Raw genomic sequence first — 22343 nt, forward strand, 5'->3', positions numbered from 1 at the left:
GGTGTCCTATGTGGTGAGGCGGAGCAGTCGCTTGTAGCAGCACAGGGCTGCGGCGAGGTAGAGAAAGGCGAGGTAGTTGCGGGGGTGGCGTTCGTAGCGCGGGGGCTGAGTCGGCGGTAGCCGGACAGCCAGGAGGTTGGGTCGGCCGCGCGGCGAGGTGTCTGCCGTGACAGGTCCTTTTCCGCGCGGCCTCCCGCCGAACCGGACATGACGGTTTCCCGGTCATCCGGCTCTCCAGTGACTACTGCGTGAGTGGTCTGGCTGGCCGTTCTGAGTGGATACGGTCGTGGCAGATGTCGCAGGCCACGACAGTTTTGCGTCGCCGGTGAAGCATGACGCGCGCCCAGTCGGAAGGCTGCCATCCGGCATGTGCAAGATCGGCGAGGGCGCGGACTGAACTGGCCGTTCACCAAGGACAGTTGCATGGTGGCCTGCCCCGTTCTCAGGGAGCATTCACCGGCAGCCGATGCACACGAGGGCACGGAAACGGCTCACTTCCCAGCCAAGATCAGCTACACCACGACACGGGACACCATCCGGTGCGGGTGGACTATCCCCAGAGGGAACTCATCGCGAGACTCCTGATTGCGATCCCGAAACTGCGGGCCGGGAGCTTCTTCCCCAGCCTGCTGGAACGCCGGCGCCGCATCGACCAGGCCCTCTACGCGGTCGTCATGGAGGCATACGTCCACGGGGTCTCGACCCGCTCCGTCGACGACCTGGTCAAAGCCCTCGGTCACGTACCTGGCCAACAACGGCGTGCCAGATCACATCCTTGCGCGGTGGGCCGGACACACGAATGTGAAGACCACCAAGAAGTGGTACGTGAAGCCGGACGTCGAGGATCTTCGCGAAGCCGCCACGATGTGGGATGGCTTGCACGGGAGTGCAACGGAGGGGCAAGCGTGAGCCAGGCGGTCTACCAGCCCGGCGACTTGCCCAGGCGTATGGCTAGCAAGATCGAGGTGGACCCGGAGACCGGCTGCTGGCTGTGGACCGGTAGCTGCAACAGGAAGGGGCAGCCAGGCTACGGCCAGGTCTCCTACGAGGGAAAGACACAGCTTGTCCACCGTGTGGTGTTCAGGTTGTTGGTCGGTGAGATTCCGGAGGGCTTCCAGGTGCGTCATGCCGATCCTTGGGGACGGCACTTTACGCTTTGCTGCAACCCGGACCACCTGGAAGCCGTGCCAAAGAAGGAAGCTCTGCGGCGCAGGGACTGGGACAGCGCGCGAGCCAGGAGGACGCACTGTCCCTACGGCCACGCGTACACGTCGGAGAACTCGTATCTGGATCCCCGAGGGTTCCGGCAGCGCCGGACGTGCCGCGCCGAGAGGGTCAGGAGCCGCCGGGTTCCCCGGGCTGTGTGAGATTTCGTGATACGTGAGAGGGTCTGAGGCGTGAGTGAGACACCGTCGAACACCCTGCAATACCGCTTTGACGGGCCAGAAGAGGCTCCCGTCCTGATCTTGGGTCCCTCCCTGGGTACCACATGGCACATGTGGGACCGTCAGGTCCCCGAGCTCGCCCAGCAGTGGCGCGTCTTCCGCTTCGACCTGCCCGGCCACGGCGGCGCCCCGGCGCACCCGGCGGGCTCCGTCGCCGACCTCGCCGCCCGGCTGCTCGCCACCCTCGACGCGCTCGGCGTGCAGCGCTTCGGCTACGCGGGCTGCGCGCTCGGCGGCGCGGTCGGCGTCGAACTGGCCCTGCGCCGTCCCGAGCGGGTCGCCTCGCTCGCGCTGATCGCGGCCTCGCCGCGCTTCGGCACGGCGGACGAGTTCCGGCAGAGAGGCGTGATCGTCCGCACCAACGGCCTCGACCCCATCGCCCGTACCTCGCCCGACCGCTGGTTCACCAGCGGGTTCGCCGCCGCGCAGCCCGCGATCACCGACTGGGCGGTGCAGATGGTGCGCACCACCGACCCCGGCTGCTACATCGCGGCCTGCGAGGCGCTCGCCGCGTTCGACGTGCGCGCCGAACTCGGGCACGTCGGCGTGCCGACGCTGGTCCTCGTCGGCTCGGACGACCAGGTCACCGGCCCCGCCGAGGCGCGCACCCTGGTCGCCGGCATACCGGACGCCCGTCTCGCCGTCGTCCCCGGCGCCTCCCACCTGGTCCCGGTGGAGCAGCCCGCCGCCGTCACCGACCTACTGGTCCGGCACTTCTCCACCGCCTGGCAGCCCGCCTACGACCACAGCACGGGCCAGACCGCCCTCCCCGGCGTCCCCCTCAAGCCGGTCCTGGCCGCACCCCCGCAGTCCGCGCCCATCGCCGAGATCGCGCCCGCCGCCCAGGTCACCCCGCCGCAGGTCATGGGCCGCCCCGACCCCTACGACGCCGGGCTGAAGGTGCGCCGCGAGGTGCTCGGCGACGCCCACGTGGACCGGGCGCTGTCGCAGGCCGACGACTTCTCGGGCGACTTCCAGGAGTTCATCACCCGCTACGCGTGGGGCGAGATCTGGGACCGGCCCGGCCTCGACCGGCGCTCGCGCTCCTGCGTCACGCTCACCGCGCTGGTCGCCGGCGGTCACCTGGAGGAGCTCGCCTTCCACACCCGCGCCGCCCTGCGCAACGGCCTCACCCCGGACGAGATCAAGGAGGTGCTGCTCCAGGCGGCGGTCTACTGCGGCGTCCCGGCGGCCAACAGCGCCTTCCGGGTGGCGCAGCAGATCATCCGCGAGGAGACCACGCCCACCGAGTGAGCCGCGTGCCCGGCGGAGGCAGGATGGAGCCATGACGCTCATGAAGCTCACGAAGAAGTCGCATGCCTGCGTCCGCCTGGAGAAGGAGGGGGGCACGCTCGTCCTCGACCCGGGCGGATTCACCGAGGAGGACGCCGCGATCGGCGCGGACGCCATCCTGGTCACGCACGAGCACCCCGACCACTTCGACGAGGGGCGGCTGCGGGCGGCCCTGGAGGCCCACCCCGCCGCCGAGATCTGGACGCTCAGGTCGGTCGCGGAGAAGATCTCCGCCGCCTTCCCGGGCCGCGTCCACACCGTCGGCCACGGCGACACCTTCACCGCCGCCGGCTTCGACGTCCAGGTCCACGGGGAACTGCACGCCGTGATCCACCCGGACCTCCCGCGCATCACCAACGTCGGCTACCTGATCGACGGCGGCCGGGTCTTCCACCCCGGCGACGCCCTCACCGTCCCCGACCAGCCGGTGGAGACCCTGCTCGCCCCCGTCCAGGCCCCCTGGAGCAAGATCGCCGAGGTCATCGAGTTCATCAGGGAGGTCAAGCCCCGACGCGTCTACGACATCCACGACGCACTCCTCACCGACCTCGCCCGCCCCATCTACGACACCCACCTCGGCAATCTGGGCGGTGCCGAGCACCACCGGCTCGCGTCGGGAGTCTCGGCGGAGGTCTGACGGACCGCGTTGTCAGAGCCTCCGGGTAGGTTGTGAGGCATGCGCATCGCGACCTGGAACGTGAACTCGATCACCGCCCGCCTGCCGAGGCTCCTGGCCTGGCTGGAGAGCAGTGGCACCGACGTGCTCTGCCTCCAGGAGGCCAAGATCGCCGAGGAGCAGTTCCCGTTCGACCAGCTGCGCGAGCTGGGCTACGAGGCGGCGGTCCACGCCACCGGCCGGTGGAACGGCGTGGCGGTGCTCTCCCGCGTCGGCATCGAGGACGTCGTCAAGGGCCTGCCCGGCGACCCCGGCTACGACGGCGCCCCGGAGCCCCGCGCGATCTCCGCGACCTGCGGCCCGGTCCGCGTCTGGTCGGTGTACGTGCCGAACGGCCGGGAGGTGGACCACCCGCACTACGCCTACAAGCTCCAGTGGTTCGAGGCCCTGAAGGCCGCCGTCGCCGGCGACGCGGCGGGCAGCCGCCCCTTCGCCGTGCTGGGCGACTACAACGTGGCGCCGACCGACGACGACGTCTTCGACCCGGCCGCCTTCGAGGGCTCCACCCATGTCACCCCCGCCGAGCGCGCCGCCCTCGCCTCCCTGCGCGAGTCCGGCCTGTCCGACGTGGTCCCGCGCCCCCTGAAGTACGAACACCCCTTCACGTACTGGGACTACCGTCAGCTCTGCTTCCCCAAGAACCGCGGCATGCGCATCGACCTGGTCTACGGCAACACACCCTTCGCCAAGGCCGTCAAGGACGCCTACGTCGACCGCGAGGAGCGCAAGGGCAAGGGCGCCTCGGACCACGCGCCGGTCGTCGTCGACCTGGAGGTGTAGGGCCTGACCGGCATGATCTGCCGGACAGGACGCGTGCGTCGCCCGCCTCGGCTGCCGCGACGACCTGGCCGCCCCGCCCCGTGACGGTCATCTGCCGGGGTCCGCCTTCTTCGCGCGGTGCTCCGGCGCGGTGGAGAGCCGCAGTTCGAGGGCGGGCACCACCCAGTCGAGGAACTCCTCGAAGTCCATCTCGGCGAGCGGGTGGATCCTGAGGACGTACCGCATCATGGCGAGGCCGACCAGATGGCCGGAAGCCAGGGCCGCTCGGGTCTCGGATTCCGGACGGTCCTTGTAGCCGGACCGTCCGGCCCACGCCTTGGTGCTCGCCTCGATCCGGGACCGCAGAGCCTGCGAGGTGCTGCTGTCGGCGAGCCCGGCACGGTGGACGGCGATCATCGCCTGGCGGCTCACCTCGTCCTCCCAGAAGGACAGGTAGGTCCGGGCCAGCCAGGCGGCCTCCGGCATGGACGCGTCGATCTCCCCCGTGGCCATCGTGTCGAAGGCGGAGGACACGCTGAACCTGGAGTTGATCGCGGCGTCGAACACCCCTTCCTTGTTGCCGAAGAAGTGATGGACAAGGGCCGGGTCCACCTGGGCGTCCTCGGCGATCGCACGGATGGTGGTGCGGGCGTAACCGCGATCGGCGAACAGCCGGAGCGCCGATTCGAGGATCTGCTCCCGGGTGCCGCTGTCTCCGGGGCGTCGCCCGCTGCGTGCGCGCCGGGGGCGCGTGTCCTTGGCCACGGGGGTCCGGACGGGCCGGGTCTGCCGAGGAGTGTTCGCCGAGTCTTCCGTATTCCTGGAGGTCATGAGATCCCTGCACTTCACGCGGGGGCAGTTCCATGAATTCACCGCAAAGTGAAAACATCCTCCATCTTCACCGGGCCCGCTCACGCCGTCGGGGGACGGAGCAAAGTCCCCATGCGTTGAACTCACTAGGTGTTGAACTCTACGAGGCGTGAATAGCCTTGGCAAGGCTCCGGCCCGCCCGGGCCGCGGCGAGGGGTGCGGCCCGCGCGCCTGTGGTGCGCACGCCGGTGCGAATGTCACGCTGGGCGTATGAACATCCCTTTCCTGGGCAGCAAGCGCAAGAAGGACGCTGAAGCGACACTCGCCGCGGACCCCGAGGGGGTTGCCGAACTCCTCTCCGAATGTGAGCTGCTGCGCTCCCTGGCGGCCCAGGAGGGTGTCCGACTCGACGACACGGTGTCCGCGTTGGAGGCACTCGACCAACTCCTGCCGCGCTGGCGCGACGACGAGGAGATCCTGCCCTTCCTCGGCAACGACGCCGGCCTCTACCTCGGCACGGTCATCGTGCGCACCGTCCCCGGCGCCGCCTGGCAGGTCTGGCCGGGTGGCCGGCCCGTCGTACGGCTGGCGTCGGGACGGGAGTTCGACGTGGTGACGGCCGGCCACGAGTGGGCCGCGAGCGGGGTTCCCGAACTGTCCCAGCTGTACGGCGAGGTCGCGGAGACCTGAGTGCTCGGCGCGCCCGGCTGCCCACGGCGTGGTGTTCACGGCCGACGGGCGTACGACCTGCACCCGCGGCCCGACGAGTTCCGCACCGCACCGCACAGCGGCCGGGCCAGGGACTTCTCCCCAAGATCCTCAAGCACCGGCGACATCGACTACGCTATGCCGTTCATCCGGGCCGTAGAGGCGGCAGTTCGCAGAGCTCCACCCGCCCGGCCGCGGTCGCAGATCACTGCTCGCGCAGCGGAATCGACACGTACGACGGGTCGTTCGCCGGCGAGGAGAAGGTCAGCCGCGCGCCGGACGGGTTGTGCTCGAGGTAGAGCGGGTCGACCGTGTCGACGACCAGGGCGAGTCGATGCCCTGCCGGGACGTCGTAAGCCGTGGAGTACAGCTCCAGGTCGAGACCGAACGGCTTGCCGGGGGTGCGCCCGTGGAAGGTGTACGGCGCGTTGCTGACCAGCTTGCCGAGGCCGAGCGGCCCCACGTCGTAGAGGTACGCGACGAGGGTGCCGCTCTCCTCGGTCGGGGTGACGGTGGTGTGCAGCCCGGCCGTGCCCCGGATGTGCTGGGCCGTGACGTACTTCTCGGACTGCCACACGGCGGCCCAGCGGCGGGGGAGCAGGGGGATCGAGGCCACCGGGGGCAGTTGGGCCACCTGGTCGAGGATGCTGGACAGGAAGACGATCCCGCCGTCCGCACCCGAGTCGACGTTCGTGTGGAGGGTGGTCGTGCCCGCGAGGGCGACCTTGCGGGTGGTCGCGGCCACCGACTTCCAGTCCGGATAGCCCTCGTAGCCGCCGGTGGAGCGGGACTTGAGCCGCACCGGCTGCTCGCGGTCGATGCCGTTGTCCTCGCCCTTGAGGTAGCGGTCGAACCAGCGCCCGGTGTCGGTCCACACGTCGTTGGGCAGGCCGAACAGGCCGGTGAGCTCGGGGGTCGCGTGGTCGCCGGGGCGCAGCTCCAGTCGCTTCGGGCCGGTCAGCTTCTCGTAGAAGTCGGCGCTCTGGTTGGGCGGGAAGACGGTGTCGCCCCAGGCGCCGGCGAGCAGAACCGCCGTGCCGTTCTTGTTGATCCGGTCCACATAGGTACCGGCGGAACGTTTCCTCCCCCAGGCGATCATCTCCTGCTCCCGGGCCAGGTTTCCGGAGAGGAAGTCGGAGAACATCCGCCGGGTCTCCGCGCTTTCGCGGCCGGCGACGGTGCCCACCGTGTGCAGCAGGGCCGCGGCCTGGGTGTGCTGTGTGCGGCCGGAGTAGATCGAGCCGATCAGGTCCGCCCAGCCGCTGAGCGAGGCGACGGCCCTGATGCGCGGATCGTGCGCGGCGGCCAGCAGGCTGATGCCGGCGCCGTAGGAGACGCCCGCCATGCCGATGCGACGAGGATCGGCCGGGGTGTGGGCGAGCGCCCAGTCGACGACCTCGGAGGCGTCGGCCACGTCGCGCGGGCCCGCGACCTCTATCTCGCCGCCGGACTGCCAGAAGCCCCGCACGTTGTAACCGACCACGACATAACCGGAGTCGGCGAGTTTCTGCGCCTGCGCCAGGTACTGGGCCTGGGGGAAGCCCCAGGCCGTGGGCAGCACGATCAGGGGGTGGCGGTGCGTGGCGTCGGCGCCCGCGGGTGTGACGACGTTCGCCTTGAGGACGGTGCCGCCGTCCCCGCGGATGTCGACGAAGCGGACGCTGTGGCCGGTGGCCTGCGCGGTGGGAGCCAGGCCGAGGACGCCACCGGCGACCAGGGATGCGGAGACGGCGCCGACAGCCGTCGTACGCAGGGCCTTGCGGTGGTGTCCCACGGTCACTCCTCACGCGTGTCGTGCAAAGTGACCAGACGGTAGCCGTGATCTTTACCGGAGGTAACCCGTCGGTAAGTTACGTGCCAGTAACGATCGTTGTCCTGTGAAGGAACTCAGGACGCGCGGTGGGAGGTCCGTGGAGCGGTCGCCTGCGCCGGCAGCGGAGACTGGGCCGCCCGTGTCACATCGGCGACCAGCTCGACCACGTCCGGGCCGTACGCCTGCGAGTTGACCACCTTCAGCAGCAGCACGAAGGAGTTGTTGCCGTGCTTGCGGTGCAGCCGCTCGTGGTTGCGGGCGAGATAGCGGGTCGCCGCCTGGTTGGTGATGGCGCGTTGCCCGCAGAAGAGGAACACCGGCCGGCTCTCGCGGCGCTCCCCGGCGGTCAGACGGGCGAGGATCACGTACTCGGCGCGGCCCGGCTCCAGCCGGTAGCGCTCGCCGCCGATCTGGAAGGCGCCCCGGTCCGGGCCGGGTTCGGCGTCCACATTGACCCGGACGCCGGGCAGCAGGGACCCGAGGTGGGCCATCATCCGGCGGTTGGAGGCCGGGCCGCCCACACAGAACTCGGTGCGCTCACCGAAGCCCTGCTGGGCCGCGTCGTGGGCGACGACCTGCGCGTGCGCGTTGCAGTCCTTGATGAGCGCGGAGAGTTCGAGCAGCGCGAACACGTCGTGGCGCATCACCGTGAGCTCGGGCCCGCCCGCCTCGCGGTTGACCACCAGCAGCGACTCCGAGTTGTCCGGCAGCCCGAAGAACGCCTGCTTGCGCCGGAGTTTCCGCTTCCACAGATAGGTGCGGGCCACCCAGCCGAGCGCGGCACTGATGCCGGCCGCGATCACGCCCAGGGCGATGTTGCGCACGTCGTCATTCATGGGCGCGCATGCTATCGGGCGCCGATGGCCGGAACGTACCCGTGTTCGAAGTGTGCCGTTCGTATGACAGTGCCCGGAAGGGGGCTGTCGGGGCCCCCGCGATCTGGTTACGCTGCGCGGACGGTCCCGGACTGGAGGTACGGATGCGTCGCCCTGTCGCGCGGAAACTGTCGGTCCTGGCGGTCTCGGCCGCCGTGGTCTCGGTGGGGGCCGCGGCGCCACCCGCCGCCCAGAGAACGGCCGTTGAGAAGGTCCCGGTCGCCGTCGGCTACGGCGGTGCCGTCGCCAGCGTCGACGCGGACGCCTCCGCGGCCGGCATCGAGGTCCTGCGCAAGGGCGGCAACGCGGTCGACGCGGCCGTCGCCACCGCCGCCGCCCTCGGCGTCACCGAGCCCTACTCCTCCGGCATCGGCGGGGGAGGCTACTTCGTCTACTACGACGCCAAGTCCCGCAAGGTGCAGACCATCGACGGCCGGGAGACCGCGCCGCTGACCGCCGACGCGAACCTCTTCCTCGAGAACGGCAAGCCCCTCGCCTTCGCCGACGCCGTCAGCAGCGGCCTCGGGGTCGGCACCCCGGGCACGCCCGCCACCTGGGCGACCGCGCTCGACAAGTGGGGCAGCAAGAAGTTCGGCTCGGTCCTCAAGCCCGCCGAGCGCCTCGCCCGTGACGGCTTCACCGTCGACGCCACCTTCCGCAGCCAGACCGCCGCCAACGAGACCCGCTTCCGCTACTTCCCGGACACCGCCGAGCTGTTCCTGCCCGGCGGACAGCTCCCGGTCGTCGGCTCGACCCTCAAGAACCCCGATCTCGCCCGCACCTACGCGGAGCTGGGGAAGAAGGGCGTCGGCGCGCTCTACAAGGGAGACATCGCCGAGGACATCGTCGACACCGTCAACCAGCCGCCCGTGGACCCGGCTTCGGGGTGGAACGCCCGTCCCGGCAAGCTGTCGGAGAAGGACCTCGCCGCCTACCGCACCAAGCTCCAGGCACCCACGAAGACCTCCTACCGCGGCCTCGGCGTCTACTCCATCGCGCCCTCCTCCTCCGGCGGCACCACCGTCGGCGAGGCGCTCAACATCCTGGAGAAGACCGACCTGTCGAAGGCGAGCGAGGTCCAGTACCTGCACCGCTTCATCGAGGCCAGCCGTATCGCGTTCGCCGACCGCGGGCGCTGGGTCGGCGACCCCGCCTTCGAGGACGTACCGACGCAGCAGCTGCTGTCGCAGCGGTACGCCGACTCGCGGGCCTGCCTCATCAAGGACGACGCGGTGCTCACCAGCCCGGTGGCGCCCGGTGACCCGCGCAACCCGGCGGCCTGCGCCACCGGCGGCACGGCGGCGCCGACGACGTACGAGGGCGAGAACACCACACATCTGACGGTGGCCGACAAGTGGGGGAACGTCGTCTCCTACACCCTCACCATCGAGCAGACCGGCGGCAGCGGCATCACGGTCCCCGGCCGCGGCTTCATCCTCAACAACGAGCTGACGGACTTCTCCTTCGCGCCGGCCAACCCGGCCGTGCACGACCCGAACCTGCCGGGTCCGGGCAAGCGGCCGCGCTCGTCGATCTCGCCGACCATCGTGCTGGACAAGCACGACAAGCCGGTGGTGGCGCTCGGTTCGCCCGGTGGCGCGACCATCATCACCACCGTGCTGCAGACCCTCACCGGGTTCCTCGACCGCGGACTGCCGCTCGTCGACGCGATCGCCGCACCCCGCGCCAGCCAGCGCAACGCCGCCCAGACCGAACTCGAACCCGGCCTCTACGGCAGCGAGACGGCGAAGCGACTGGAGGCCATCGGACACTCCTTCCGGCTGAACCCGGAGATCGGCGCGGCCACCGGCGTCCAGCGGCTGCCGAACGGCAAGTGGCTCGCCGCCGCCGAGACCGTCCGACGGGGCGGCGGCTCGGCGCAGGTGGTGCACCCGGCGCCGTAGGGCGCGGGGAGTGGATCAGAGCTCGGGAGCGGGCGGTTCGCCGGTACTCGTACGGAACGCGAGCCGCCCGCCGTCCACGTCCACGGTCACCCGGTCGCCCTCCTTGACCCGGCCGTCGAGCAGGAGCCTCGACAGCTGGTTGTCGACCTCCCGCTGGATGGTGCGGCGCAGCGGGCGGGCACCGTACTCGGGCTCGTAGCCGCGCTCGGCGAGCCAGTCGACGGCCGCGCCGGTGAACTCGACCGCGATGCCCTGGGAGTGCACCATACGGCGGGTCCGCTCCAGCAACAGGTCGGTGATCTCCCGCAGTTGCTCACCGGTGAGCTGGCGGAAGACGACGATCTCGTCGATGCGGTTGAGGAACTCCGGCCGGAAGTGCTCGCGCAGCGGCCGCAGGATCTGCTCCCGCCGCGCCTCCTCGTCGGCCTCGGCGCCGCCCGCGCCGAAGCCGATGCCGGCCCCGCGCCGGGTGATCGCCTCCGAGCCCAGGTTGCTGGTCATCACGATGACCGTGTTGGTGAAGTCGACCGTGCGGCCCTGCGAGTCGGTCAGCCGCCCGTCGTCGAGGACCTGCAGCAGGATGTTGAAGACGTCCGGGTGCGCCTTCTCCACCTCGTCGAGCAGCAGCAGCGAGTACGGGTGCCTGCGCACCACCTCGGTGAGCTGGCCCGCCTCCTCGTGGCCGACATAGCCGGGCGGGGCGCCGATCAGACGGCTGACGGTGTGCCGCTCCTGGTACTCGCTCATGTCCAGGCGGACCATCCGCTCCTCGCTGCCGAACAGCGCCTCGGCGAGCGCGCGGGCCAGCTCGGTCTTGCCGACCCCGGTCGGGCCCAGGAACAGGAAGCTGCCGATCGGCCGGTCGGGGCTCGCGAGCCCGGCGCGGGAACGCAGCACCGCGTCCGCGACGACCCGCACGGCCTCGTCCTGCCCGACGACCCGCTCGTGCAGATGCTCCTCCAGGCCGAGCAGCCGGTCCTTCTCCTCCTGGGTGAGGCTCGCGACGGGAATGCCGGTCTGCCGCGACACCACCTCCGCGATGGCCTCCGCGGTGACCTCCAGATGCTGCCCCTCGTCGGCCTCGTCGTCCCCCGACGCGGCCGCGATCCGCTGCTTCAGCTCGACGATACGGTCCCGCAGCTGGGTGGCCTGCTCGTACTGCTCGTCCGCGACCGCCTGGTCCTTGTCGCGGGCGAGCTGCTCGACCTCGCGCTCCATCGCCCGCACGTCCGTGCCCTTCGTCCGGGCGCCGAGCCGCACCCGGGCGCCGGCCTGGTCGATCAGGTCGATGGCCTTGTCGGGCAGGCGGCGGTCGGTGAGATAGCGGTCGGACAGCTCCACGGCCGCCACCAGCGCCTCGTCGGTGTAGCGGACCTGGTGATGGGCCTCGTAGCGGTCCCGCAGCCCGCGCAGGATCTCGACCGTGTCCGGCACCGACGGCTCGGGCACCAGGATCGGCTGGAACCGGCGGGCCAGCGCCGCGTCCTTCTCGATCCGCCGGAACTCCTCCAGCGTCGTCGCGCCCACGATGTGCAGCTCACCGCGGGCCAAGGCCGGCTTGAGGATGTTGCCCGCGTCCATCGAGCCGCCCTCGCCGCCTCCGCCCGCGCCGACGACGGTGTGCAGCTCGTCGATGAAGACGATCAGCCGGTCGGAGTGCGTGCGGATCTCGTCGACGATGTTGTTCAGGCGTTCCTCGAAGTCGCCCCGGTAGCGGGTGCCGGCGACCACGCCTGTCAGATCCAGGGCGACGACCCGCCGCCCGGAGAGGACGTCCGGCACGTCGCCGTCCGCGATGCGCTGCGCGAGTCCCTCCACGATGGCGGTCTTGCCGACGCCCGCGTCACCGATCAGCACCGGGTTGTTCTTGCCGCGCCGGGAGAGCACCTCGATGGTCTGCTCGATCTCGTCGTCGCGGCCGATCACCGGGTCGATACGGCCCTGGCGGGCCAGGTCGGTGAGATCACGGCCGTACTTGTCCAGCGTGGGCGTGGCGGCGGGCCAGGGCCGCTCCGGGCGGGCCTGCGTGAGCGTGGCTTCCGAGGGTTCGGGAGGGCCGCCCGAGGGTGCGAAACGGGCCGCGTTCAGGATGTGCCCGGCCGCGGAGTCCGGGTTCGCCGCGAGGGCGCTCAGCACGTGCTCCGGGCCGATGTAGCCGGCGCCGCGCGACCGCGCCAGATCGTGCGCGTCCAGCAGGGCGCGCTTGGCCGCCGGGGTGAGGGACAGCGACGTGGGCGGCGGCGCCTCGCCCGGCTGGTGCTGGACCGGGCCCGAGCGCTCGTCGATCTCCGACGCGAGGGAGTCGGGATCCGCGCCGGCGCGGCTGAGCAGACTGCGCGTCGGCTCCGCCGCGAGCGCCGCGCGCAGCAGGTGCTCGGTGTCCAGGTCGCGGCTGCCGTGCTCGGCGGCGTACTGGGCCGCGCCGCGCACCAGTTCCCTGGCCGGCTGACTGAGGAGCTGGCCGATGTTGATCTGGCGCGGGCCGGGGCGGGGCCCGCCGAAGAAGCGGGCCAGGAATTCACCGAAGGGGTCGTTGTAGCCCTCCGGGCTGGTGAAGCCGCTGGTCATGGTGTTCCGTTCCATCGACTGCACTGCCGGTGACGACGAGTGCCCTTGCCTGCGGCGCTTACACCGGTGAGGCGGGGCGGGGCACCGTTTTCCACCTTGTCACGGTCGCTGGGGGGCGGCATGTTGTGGGGTTTTTGTGGTTCGGCGGGTGCGGGTTGTGTGTGGTTGCTCGCGCCCACGCGGCGGAGCCGTACATTGATGCAGCCCCGCGCCCCTTTGCGGCACTGCTCTACCGTCGCTCAGTAAGGATCCGTGGGCCTGTCTCTGTGATGGCCACCGTGTGTTCCACGTGGGCCGCCCTTGAGCCGTCGTTCGTGCGGAGGGTCCAGCCGTCCTGGGCCACGTGGTAGCCGTCCTTGCCGCTGGCGATCAGCATGGGCTCGATCGCCAGGACCATGCCGTGGCGCAGGGGGAGGCCGCGGCCCGGGCGGCCCTCGTTGGGGACCGGGGGGTCCTCGTGCATGCGGCGGCCCACGCCGTGGCCGCCGAAGCCGTCGGGGATGCCGTAACCGGCCGCGCGGCAGACCGTGCCGATCGCGTGGGCGATGTCGCCGATGCGGTTGCCCACGACCGCCGCCTCGATGCCGGCCGCGAGGGCGCGCTCGGCGGTCTCGATCAGGCGGAGGTCGGCGGGGCGCGGGGTACCCACGGTGAAGCTGATCGCGGAGTCGCCGGCCCAGCCGTTCAGCTGTGCGCCGAAGTCGATCGAGACCAGGTCGCCGTCGCGCAGGCGGATGGGGGTCCCCCCACGCCCTTTCGGGCTGTGGGGGAGGGCGGGGATGCCGTGCACGATCGCGTCGTTCACCGACGCGCAGATCACCGCGGGGAACGGCGTCGGGGCGAAGGACGGGCGGTAGCCGAGGAAAGGCGAGGTCGCCCCAGCCTCGCGCAGCACCCCGTGTGCCAGCTCGTCCAGCTCCAGCAGGGAAACGCCCACGTCGGCGGCGTCCCGCACGGCCGTCAGGGCGCGCGCGACCACCTGGCCCGCCTCGTACATGGCGTCGATCGATGTGTCCGTCTTCAGCTCCACCATGCCAATTACTATACCGGTATTAGAATGACGGCATGGTGCGCACCCCGTTGACCCCCGAAGAACGCGAACGCGGCGAGCGGCTCGGCAGGCTGCTCCGTGAGGCCCGTGGCGGCCGGACCATGGCCGAGGTCGCGGCGAGTGCCGGCATCTCCGCCGAGACCCTCCGCAAGATCGAGACCGGCCGCGCCCCGACCCCGGCCTTCTTCACGGTCGCCGCCCTGGCCGCCACCCTCGGGCTGTCGATGGACGAGCTGGCGGGGCAGTGCGCGCTCGTCGCGGCGTAGAGGCTCGACGGCGCGAGCGGCCGGTCCGCCGCTCAGCGGCCGGAATCGCGCGATGAGACCGTCGCGTCCCCTTTGAAAACTCTTCGTAGCCCAGCTGTAACACGGCTGGTGTTTTCTACGGACCGGAGTGTTCCGGATCGGGCGGGAGTTGGGTGATGGCTCTGGACCAACTCCCGGGACAGATACGGGAGTTCGCGAACTACCTGGACGGCCTGCTGGCGCGCCTGGACCAGAGGTCCGGCTGGTGCGCGGTCTTCTGGCAGCGTGACCCGGACGGTATGCGGGCCTGTCTCGAGGGGCGTGAGGTGCCCCCCTGGGACGTGGTGGAGGCGCTGCTCCAGGACCTCGCCACGGAGCACGGCACACCCCTCGCCGCCCGGGAGGCGGAACGCGCCCGGCCCCTGCACCTCGCCGCCCTCACCGCCTACGACGGTCGTCCGGGCGGGCGTGACGCCCTCGGCGGCCGGCTCGACGTCATGCTCCGCGAACAGCGCTACGCCGTCGAGCGGCAGGCCGAACTGGGCCGTCTGCTCGCCGCCGCGAGCACCCCTGAGGAGGCCGAGGCCCTCCGCCTCGACCTCGCCTGGGCCCACGACGACCACGAACGGGCCACCGCCCGCTGCGCCGAACTCCGCTACCGGATAGCGGAGTTCGACCGACGTGCGGCGGGCGGGCCGGTGCAGGGGTCCCGGCCGGCACAGGGGACCGGCGGCAACGGCGGCGTCGCCGTGAGCGCCACGGCCTCCGTGTACGGCGACGCCGGGACCTCCGGGACGGCTGACTCCGCGCCGGCTTCCTCGTACGGGGACGCCGGGGCTTCGGGTGCCTCGTACGGTGGCGCCGGGGCTTCCGGGGCGGGTGCCTCGTACGACGACGTCCGGGCCTCCGTCGAATCCCTCGACAGCGCTTACGCGACGCACCGCGGCTCCTCTCCCCGACCCGCTGCCGCCGGCCCGGCTCCGGCCGACAGCGCCCGGGCCGCCCCCGCCCCCAAGCAGCGCAAACGGCGTCGGGGCAGCGCCCGCTTCGCCGGCATGGTCGAGGAGGAGGCCGCGCCCGTCGTCGTCCCGCCCGCCGCCGATCCGGTGCTGCCCGCGCCCGCGGCGGCCTCGCGCCGCAGCCCGCGCGGGGCCCGGTTCGCCGGGGTCGGCGAGGCGGTGGAGGCGCGGCCGGAGCCGCAGCCCGAGACGTCGGACGTGATGGCGCGGCGGGAGACCGCCGAGGCGGTGGAGCGGCTGGTGCGGCTGCGGGGTGAGGGGCGCAGCGGCGAGGCGCACGCGCTGCTCGTGGAGCTGGCCTACGGGCCCGCCGCCCGTATCCCGCTGCTCGCCGCCGAACTGCAGCGCGCGGGACTCACCGCCGACTGGACGACCCTCCTCTGGGAGGCCGCCTCGCTGCCCGCCGACCGGCTCGTCGCAGCGGCGGACGCCCTGGTCGAGGCGGGGCGTACGGCCGACGGGGAGCAGATCCTGCGGCAGGGCGTCGTCCGGCCGGCGGAGGAGATCGGGGAGGCCGTCGGCGGGCTGATGGCCCAGGGCCGCCGCCGTGAGGGGCGCGCGCTGCTGGAGGCGTACGTCCGCGGCCGCGCCCCGGAGGAGGTGGCCCGCAGCGCCGCCCCCGACCCGCAGGTGCTGGTCCCGCTGCTGCTGGAGGCCGCCCGGGGCGTCTCGGACACCCGCCGCCGGGACCTGGCGCACGCCCTCCGGGTCGCGGGGTTCACCACCTGACCGGGCCACCTCGCCGTACGCCGTGCGCCGTACGGCTCACCCGCAGGGGTGCGAAACACGTTGGACTCCGCGGGTTGACGACGATGGTCTTGGCAAGCCCGTCCCGGAGGCTTACGTTCGTGCCTCTACAGCCTGCTTCTACGGGCGTAGAGGCTCTGACGTTTCCCGTCGAAGGAGCAGCTCATGGCCAACGTCGTACGTGCCGCTCTGGTCCAGGCCACCTGGACCGGCGACACCGAGTCCATGGTGGCGAAACACGAGGAGCACGCCCGTGAGGCGGCCCGGCAGGGCGCGAAGATCATCGGGTTCCAGGAGGTCTTCAACGCTCCCTACTTCTGTCAGGTCCAGGAGCCGGAGCACTACCGCTGGGCCGAGCCGGTTCCCGACGGGCCGACCGTGCGTCGTATGCAGGAGCTCGCGCGCGAGACGGGCATGGTGGTCGTCGTCCCGGTCTTCGAGATCGAGCAGTCCGGCTTCTACTACAACACCGCGGCCGTGATCGACGCGGACGGCTCGTACCTCGGCAAGTACCGCAAGCACCACATCCCGCAGGTCAAGGGCTTCTGGGAGAAGTACTACTTCAAGCCGGGCAACCTCGGCTGGCCGGTCTTCGACACCGCCGTCGGCAAGGTCGGCGTCTACATCTGCTACGACCGCCACTTCCCGGAGGGCTGGCGCCAACTCGGCCTGAACGGCGCTCAGCTGGTCTACAACCCGTCCGCCACCCATCGCGGGCTCTCCGCGCATCTGTGGCAGCTGGAGCAGCCCGCGGCGGCCGTGGCCAACGAGTACTTCGTCGCCGCGATCAACCGCGTCGGAGTCGAGGAGTACGGGGACAACGACTTCTACGGGACGTCGTACTTCGTCGATCCGCGCGGGCAGTTCGTCGGGGAGCTCGCCAGCGACAAGGACGAGGAACTCGTCGTCCGCGATCTCGACTTCGATCTGGTCGAGCAGGTGCGGCAGACCTGGGCCTTCTACCGTGACCGCCGACCCGACGCCTATGAAGGACTGGTGCAGCCGTGACCAACGACCTCTACGCCCGCCACCGCAGCGTCCTGCCGGACTGGCTCGCCCTCTACTACGAGAACCCGCTGGAGATCACCCACGGCGAGGGCCGTCATGTCTGGGACGCGGAGGGCAACAAGTACCTCGACTTCTTCGGCGGCATCCTCACCACGATGACCGCGCACGCACTGCCCGAGGTGACGAAGGCGGTGAGCGATCAGGCCGGGCGGATCCTGCACTCGTCCACGCTCTACCTCAACCGGCCGATGGTCGAACTCGCCGAGCGCGTCGCCCAGGTGAGCGGCATCCCGGACGCCCGCGTCTTCTTCACCACCTCCGGCACCGAGGCCAACGACACGGCTCTCCTGCTGGCGACGACGTACCGGCGCAGCAACACCGTCCTGGCGATGCGCAACAGCTACCACGGCCGCTCCTTCAGCGCGGTCGGCATCACCGGCAACCGCGGCTGGTCCCCGACGTCGCTGTCCCCGCTGCAGACGCTCTACGTCCACGGAGGCGTGCGGACGCGCGGCCCGTACGCCTCGCTGAGCGACGCCGAGTTCATCGCGGCCTGTGTCGAGGACCTCGAGGACCTCCTCGGCCACACCCGTCCGCCCGCGGCCCTGATCGCCGAGCCCATCCAGGGCGTGGGCGGCTTCACCTCGCCGCCGGACGGACTGTATGCAGCATTCCGTGAGGTGCTGAACGCATACGGGATCCTGTGGATCGCCGACGAGGTGCAGACCGGATGGGGCCGCACCGGCGAGCACTTCTGGGGCTGGCAGGCACACGGCCAGAGCGGTCCGCCGGACATCGTCACCTTCGCCAAGGGCATCGGCAACGGCATGTCCATCGGCGGGGTCATCGCCCGCTCCGAGATCATGAACTGCCTGGACGCCAACAGCATCTCGACCTTCGGCGGCACCCAGATCACCATGGCGGCCGGCCTCGCCAACCTCACCTACCTGCTGGAACACGACCTCCAGGGCAACGCCCGCCGGGTCGGCGGCCTGCTCATCGAGCGGCTGCGGGCCCTCGCCGCCCAGGATCCGGGCGTGCGGGAGGTACGCGGGCGCGGGCTGATGATCGGCGTCGAGCTGATCAGACCGGGCACCGACCAGGCCGACCCGGAGCGGGCCGCCGCCGTCCTGGAGGCCGCCCGCGCGGGCGGCTTGCTGATCGGCAAGGGCGGCGGCCACAACACCAGCGCCCTGCGTATCGCGCCACCGCTGTCCCTGACCGTCGCGGAGGCCGAGGAAGGCGCCGCGATCCTCGAAAACGCGCTGAGGAGCACGCAGTAGCACCACCCCGAGCAAGGGAACTACGTCATGACCACCACCTCGGAGTACTGGGGGCCCGTGGAGCCCCTGGAACCCGCCCTGTCGGTCCGTCAGGTCCTCTCGCTGGAACGCGTGCTGGCCGGGGAGCCCGAGGTGGTGGCCGGCGCGGCCCAGCTCGACCGGCCCGTGCGCTGGGTGCACGTCGCCGAGGCCGCCGACGTCGGGGTGATGCTCAGCGGCGGCGAGATGGTGCTCACCACCGGTGTGCTGCTCGCCGGCGACGAGGGCAAGCAGGCCGAGTACATCCAGTCCCTGCACCGCGCGGAGGCCGCCGCCGTCGTCCTGGGCCTCGGCCGGGCCTTCCCCGCCCCGCCGGACGTGATGCGGCGCGCGGCCGAGCGGTGCGGGCTGCCGATGGTCGTCCTGCACCGCCCCTTCCCCTTCGCCGAGCTGACCGAGGAGGTCCAGTCCCGGCTCGTGCGGCGCAAGTTCGCCGCCGTCAGCCTCTCGGAGGCCGTACGGACCGCGCTCACCGGGCTCATCACCGCCGGCGCCCCGCTGCAGCGGCTGCTCGACGAGGTCGCCCACCACACCGGCTGTCCCGTCGTCGTCACCAACCTGGCCCACCGGGTGCTGGCCACCGCGGGGGAGCGGTCCGCCGTCGACGACGTGCTGCGCGACTGGGAGCGCATCGCCCGCCAGGCCGGCGGCAGCGAGGGCGACGGCTGGATCCGCGCCGAGCTGGGCGGACGCGGGGAACGCTGGGGGCAGATCATGTTGTGCGGGTACCGCGGCGACACCGCCGGCGGGCGGCTGCTCGCCGACCGGGCCGCCGAGGCCCTCGTCCTGCACCGGATGCTCGGCGGCGGCTCCGCCCACAGCTGGGAGGAGCAGTCCGCGCAGGGCCTGCTCACCGACCTGGTCTCCGGCGTCGTACCGGCCCGCCAGTTGCTGCCCCGGGCCCGCGCGGCCGGACTGCCCGTCAACCGGCGCACCTTCGTCCCGCTCGTCGTCCGCGACGCCGACCCGGCCGGGCTCGACCGCATGCTCCGCCTGCTGGGCCTGCCCGGCCTGGTCGCCGAGCTCGCCGAGGGGGCCACCGCCGTGCTGCTCAGCCTCGCCCGCGACCAGGACGCCGAGGCGCTCGCCGCGCACTTCGCGGCCCGGCTGCGCACCGAGTCGGGGGAGACGCGTACGGTCGTCGCCGCGGCCGGTCCCCGGATCGCCTGGGACGACGTGCCCGCCGGACTGCGCGAGGCACAGCACGTCGCGGACGCCGTCGCCGACTCCTCCGCCGCCCTCGACCTCCCGGCCGTCGTCCGTCTCAAGGACGTCCACCTGCGCGGCCTCGTACGGCTGCTGCGGGACGACCCGCATGTGCAGTCGTTCGCGGAGCGGGAGCTGGACGGGCTGCTGTGCGCGGACGGCGACGACCTGCTCGCCGTTCTGCGCACGTACCTCGCCACCGGCCGCAACAAGTCCCGCACCGCCCAGCTCCACCATGTCTCCCGGCCGGCGCTGTACCGCCGGCTGGCGGCGATAGAGGCACGGCTCGGCGTCGACCTCGACGACTTCGAACAGGCCGCCTCGGTGCACATCGCGCTGCTCGCGCACGACGCGCAACAGACGTGACCCGCGGGGCCTGCGCAACAGCCAGGAAACACGTGACGACCTGCGAAAACGGCGGTGAAACATGGGGCGGCGAAGACGTGACACGGTGGCACGCCGCACACGCGCAGACGTGACACGCTGCACCTCAAAGCGGGCTCGACGGCTTCCTAGTCTCCTCGCACACCGAGCGACCGGAGGTCCCGATGAGCAGAGTGATCCGTGCCGCCGTCTTCCAGACTGCCTGGACCGGCGACAAGGAGTCGATGATCCAGGTGCACGAGCAGGCGGTGCGCGACGCGGCCGCCCAGGGTGCTCAAGTCCTGTGCTTCCAGGAGCTGTTCTACGGGCCGTACTTCTGCCAGGTCCAGGACCCGGCGTTCTACGAGTACGCCGAGCAGATCCCGGACGGTCCGATCGTCCAGCGCTTCCAGGCGCTCGCCCGCGAGCACCACATCGTCCTCGTCCTGCCGATGTACGAGGAGGAGCAGCCCGGCGTCCTCTACAACACCGCGGCCGTGATCGACGCGGACGGCTCGTACCTCGGCAAGTACCGCAAGCACCACATCCCGCAGGTCAAGGGCTTCTGGGAGAAGTTCTACTTCCGCCCGGGCAACGTCGGCTGGCCGGTCTTCGACACCGCCGTCGGCAAGGTCGGCGTCTACATCTGCTACGACCGCCACTTCCCCGAGGGCTGGCGCGCCCTGGGGCTGGAGGGCGCCGAGATCGTCTTCAACCCGTCGGCCACCTCGCGCGGACTGTCCGCCTACCTGTGGCAGCTGGAGCAGCCGGCGGCGGCCGTGGCGAACGAGTACTTCGTCGGCGCGATCAACCGCGTCGGCGTCGAGGAACTGGGCGACAACGACTTCTACGGGACCTCGTACTTCGTGGACCCGGAGGCCCAGTTCGTCGGCGAGGTGGCGAGCGACAAGGAGACCGAGCTCGTCGTCCGCGACCTCGACATGGCCAAGCTGCGCGAAGTCCGCGACCGCTGGCAGTTCTACCGGGACCGCCGTCCCGACGCCTACCCCCCGCTGACCGCTCCGTAGCCGACCGGGACGTCCGCCGGCCCGGCACACGGGGGCCGGGCCGGCGGCACCGACCGACCAGTACCCCACCAGTGTTGATCACGGCAGGAGAGGGAGAATGAGCAGCCGTACCGTCATCCGGGGTGGCCTTGTCATCACCGCGTCCGACGAGATCCATGCCGACGTCCTGATCGAGGACGGCCGTGTCGCCGCCCTCGCCGCCTCCGGCACCCCGGCCGCCGATGCCTTCACGGCCGAGCGGACCATCGACGCGACCGGGAAGTACGTCATCCCGGGCGGCGTCGACGCCCACACCCACATGGAGCTGCCGTTCGGCGGCACCTTCGCCTCCGACACCTTCGAGACCGGCACCCGGGCCGCCGCCTGGGGCGGGACGACCACGATCGTCGACTTCGCCGTGCAGAGCGTCGGCCACACCCTGCGCGAGGGCCTGGACACCTGGCACGCCAAGGCCGAGGGCAACTGCGCGATCGACTACGCCTTCCACATGATCGTCTCCGATGTGAACCAGGAGACGCTGAAGGAAATGGACCTTCTGGTCGAAGAGGGCGTCACGTCATTCAAGCAATTCATGGCGTATCCAGGCGTTTTCTATTCCGACGACGGCCAGATCCTGCGGGCCATGCAGCGCTCCGCCGAGAACGGCGGGCTGATCATGATGCACGCCGAGAACGGCATCGCGATCGACGTCCTGGTCGAGCAGGCGCTGGCCCGCGGCGAGACCGACCCGCGCTACCACGGCGAGGTCCGCAAGGCGCTGCTGGAGGCCGAGGCCACCCACCGCGCCATCAAGCTCGCGCAGGTCGCGGGCGCCCCGCTCTACGTCGTGCACGTCTCGGCGATGGAGGCGGTCGCCGAGCTGGCCAGGGCGCGCGACGAGGGCCTGAACGTCTTCGGTGAGACCTGCCCGCAGTACCTCTTCCTGTCGACCGACAACCTCGCCGAGCCCGACTTCGAGGGCTCCAAGTACGTGTGCTCGACGCCGCTGCGGCCCAAGGAGCACCAGGCCAAGCTGTGGCAGGGGCTCAGGACGAACGACCTCCAGGTCGTCTCCACCGACCACTGCCCCTTCTGCTTCGTGGGCCAGAAGGAACTCGGCCGCGGCGACTTCTCCAAGATCCCCAACGGCCTCCCGGGCGTCGAGAACCGCATGGACCTGCTCCACCAGGCCGTCGTCGACGGGCACATCTCGCGTCGCCGCTGGATCGAGATCGCCTGCGCCACCCCGGCCCGGATGTTCGGCATGTACCCGAAGAAGGGCACCATCGCCCCCGGCGCCGACGCGGACGTCGTCATCTACGACCCGCACGCCGAGCAGATCGTCTCCGCCGAGACGCACCACATGAACGTCGACTACTCGGCGTACGAGGGCAAGCGCCTCACCGGCCGCGTCGAGACGGTGCTCTCGCGGGGCGAACTCGTCATCACCGAGCGGGAGTACACCGGACACAAGGGTCACGGCGTCTACACCCCGCGCTCCACCTGTCAGTACCTCACCTAGGA

At 71.2% G+C, this 22343-nt stretch carries 18 protein-coding genes and 3 pseudogenes; 14 read left to right on the forward strand and 7 right to left on the reverse strand.

Annotated elements, in window-relative coordinates; genetic code table 11:
- Nucleotides 1–6: 6 nt before the first annotated feature.
- Together IE263_RS03795 and IE263_RS49905 are read right to left on the reverse strand one after the other, a co-directional pair.
- Nucleotides 7–134 (reverse strand): annotated as a pseudogene (locus IE263_RS03795) (IS5/IS1182 family transposase); the annotation flags it as partial.
- Between the two features lie 107 nt (nt 135–241).
- Nucleotides 242–346, reverse strand: a pseudogene (locus IE263_RS49905) (hypothetical protein); the annotation flags it as partial.
- A gap of 238 nt (nt 347–584) precedes the next feature.
- On the opposite strand from IE263_RS49905, the pseudogene IE263_RS48230 reads away from it, so the two are divergent.
- From IE263_RS48230 to IE263_RS03815, 5 genes and pseudogenes are all read left to right on the forward strand, one after another.
- Nucleotides 585–737: pseudogene (locus IE263_RS48230) on the forward strand (transposase); the annotation flags it as partial.
- An 81-nt stretch (nt 738–818) separates the two neighbouring features.
- Nucleotides 819–1367: an HNH endonuclease signature motif containing protein gene (locus IE263_RS48235; protein WP_373311879.1), complete on the forward strand. Its 549-nt coding sequence runs from the start codon at nt 819–821 to the stop codon at nt 1365–1367.
- A 30-nt stretch (nt 1368–1397) separates the two neighbouring features.
- Nucleotides 1398–2699 carry a bifunctional 3-oxoadipate enol-lactonase/4-carboxymuconolactone decarboxylase PcaDC gene (gene pcaDC / locus IE263_RS03805; RefSeq protein ID WP_189932175.1) on the forward strand — a complete coding sequence of 434 codons (1302 nt, stop codon included), beginning with the start codon at nt 1398–1400 and terminating at the stop codon, nt 2697–2699.
- A 40-nt stretch (nt 2700–2739) separates the two neighbouring features.
- Nucleotides 2740–3375, forward strand: coding sequence for an MBL fold metallo-hydrolase (locus IE263_RS03810; RefSeq protein ID WP_189933130.1), 636 nt, complete (start codon nt 2740–2742; stop codon nt 3373–3375).
- Nucleotides 3376–3414: 39 nt separating this feature from the next.
- Entirely contained in the window at nt 3415–4194 is a 780-nt protein-coding gene (locus IE263_RS03815; RefSeq protein ID WP_189932177.1) for an exodeoxyribonuclease III, read from the forward strand.
- Nucleotides 4195–4281: 87 nt separating this feature from the next.
- Here the strand turns inward: IE263_RS03815 and IE263_RS03820 are convergent, their stop codons facing one another.
- Nucleotides 4282–4938 carry a TetR/AcrR family transcriptional regulator gene (locus tag IE263_RS03820; RefSeq protein ID WP_189932179.1) on the reverse strand — a complete coding sequence of 219 codons (657 nt, stop codon included), beginning with the start codon at nt 4936–4938 and terminating at the stop codon, nt 4282–4284.
- 315 nt (nt 4939–5253) lie between these two features.
- Here IE263_RS03820 and IE263_RS03825 point away from each other — a divergent pair, with 315 nt between their 5' ends.
- Nucleotides 5254–5673 carry a DUF6278 family protein gene (locus tag IE263_RS03825; protein WP_189932181.1) on the forward strand — a complete coding sequence of 140 codons (420 nt, stop codon included), beginning with the start codon at nt 5254–5256 and terminating at the stop codon, nt 5671–5673.
- Between the two features lie 223 nt (nt 5674–5896).
- Here the strand turns inward: IE263_RS03825 and IE263_RS03830 are convergent, their stop codons facing one another.
- Nucleotides 5897–7465, reverse strand: coding sequence for a CocE/NonD family hydrolase (locus tag IE263_RS03830; protein WP_189932183.1), 1569 nt, complete (start codon nt 7463–7465; stop codon nt 5897–5899).
- Between the two features lie 113 nt (nt 7466–7578).
- Complete coding sequence (locus IE263_RS03835; protein WP_189932185.1) at nt 7579–8340, reverse strand: hypothetical protein; 762 nt, start codon at nt 8338–8340, stop codon at nt 7579–7581.
- Between the two features lie 143 nt (nt 8341–8483).
- On the opposite strand from IE263_RS03835, the gene ggt reads away from it, so the two are divergent.
- Complete coding sequence (gene ggt, locus IE263_RS03840) at nt 8484–10283, forward strand: gamma-glutamyltransferase (RefSeq protein WP_189932186.1); 1800 nt, start codon at nt 8484–8486, stop codon at nt 10281–10283.
- Between the two features lie 15 nt (nt 10284–10298).
- Here the strand turns inward: ggt and IE263_RS03845 are convergent, their stop codons facing one another.
- Both IE263_RS03845 and map read right to left on the reverse strand, forming a co-directional pair.
- A complete protein-coding gene (locus tag IE263_RS03845; protein ID WP_189933132.1) occupies nt 10299–12851 on the reverse strand; it encodes an ATP-dependent Clp protease ATP-binding subunit in 2553 nt (850 codons plus the stop codon).
- A gap of 229 nt (nt 12852–13080) precedes the next feature.
- Nucleotides 13081–13884 (reverse strand): type I methionyl aminopeptidase, encoded by an 804-nt coding sequence (map, locus tag IE263_RS03850; RefSeq protein ID WP_189932188.1) that lies wholly within the window; start codon nt 13882–13884, stop codon nt 13081–13083.
- A gap of 32 nt (nt 13885–13916) precedes the next feature.
- Here map and IE263_RS03855 point away from each other — a divergent pair, with 32 nt between their 5' ends.
- From IE263_RS03855 to hydA, 7 genes are all read left to right on the forward strand, one after another.
- Nucleotides 13917–14168 (forward strand): helix-turn-helix domain-containing protein, encoded by a 252-nt coding sequence (locus IE263_RS03855; RefSeq protein WP_189932190.1) that lies wholly within the window; start codon nt 13917–13919, stop codon nt 14166–14168.
- A gap of 155 nt (nt 14169–14323) precedes the next feature.
- The gene (locus IE263_RS03860) at nt 14324–15895 is read left to right on the forward strand and encodes a hypothetical protein (protein WP_189932192.1); all 1572 of its coding nucleotides are present in this window, start codon (nt 14324–14326) and stop codon (nt 15893–15895) included.
- A gap of 183 nt (nt 15896–16078) precedes the next feature.
- Complete coding sequence (locus IE263_RS03865; RefSeq protein ID WP_189932194.1) at nt 16079–16921, forward strand: nitrilase-related carbon-nitrogen hydrolase; 843 nt, start codon at nt 16079–16081, stop codon at nt 16919–16921.
- Complete coding sequence (locus tag IE263_RS03870) at nt 16918–18204, forward strand: aspartate aminotransferase family protein (protein WP_189932196.1); 1287 nt, start codon at nt 16918–16920, stop codon at nt 18202–18204. Before IE263_RS03865 ends, IE263_RS03870 begins: the two co-directional genes overlap by 4 nt.
- Nucleotides 18205–18231: 27 nt before the next feature.
- Nucleotides 18232–19815, forward strand: a complete 1584-nt coding sequence (locus IE263_RS03875) for a PucR family transcriptional regulator (RefSeq protein WP_189932199.1) — start codon at nt 18232–18234, stop codon at nt 19813–19815.
- A 182-nt stretch (nt 19816–19997) separates the two neighbouring features.
- Nucleotides 19998–20840: a nitrilase-related carbon-nitrogen hydrolase gene (locus IE263_RS03880; protein WP_189932201.1), complete on the forward strand. Its 843-nt coding sequence runs from the start codon at nt 19998–20000 to the stop codon at nt 20838–20840.
- Nucleotides 20841–20937: 97 nt separating this feature from the next.
- Nucleotides 20938–22341, forward strand: coding sequence for a dihydropyrimidinase (hydA, locus tag IE263_RS03885; RefSeq protein ID WP_189932203.1), 1404 nt, complete (start codon nt 20938–20940; stop codon nt 22339–22341).
- Nucleotides 22342–22343: the final 2 nt, after the last annotated feature.

Source organism: Streptomyces aurantiogriseus, assembly GCF_014649375.1.
In the GTDB taxonomy this organism is placed as follows: Bacteria; Actinomycetota; Actinomycetes; order Streptomycetales; family Streptomycetaceae; genus Streptomyces; species Streptomyces aurantiogriseus.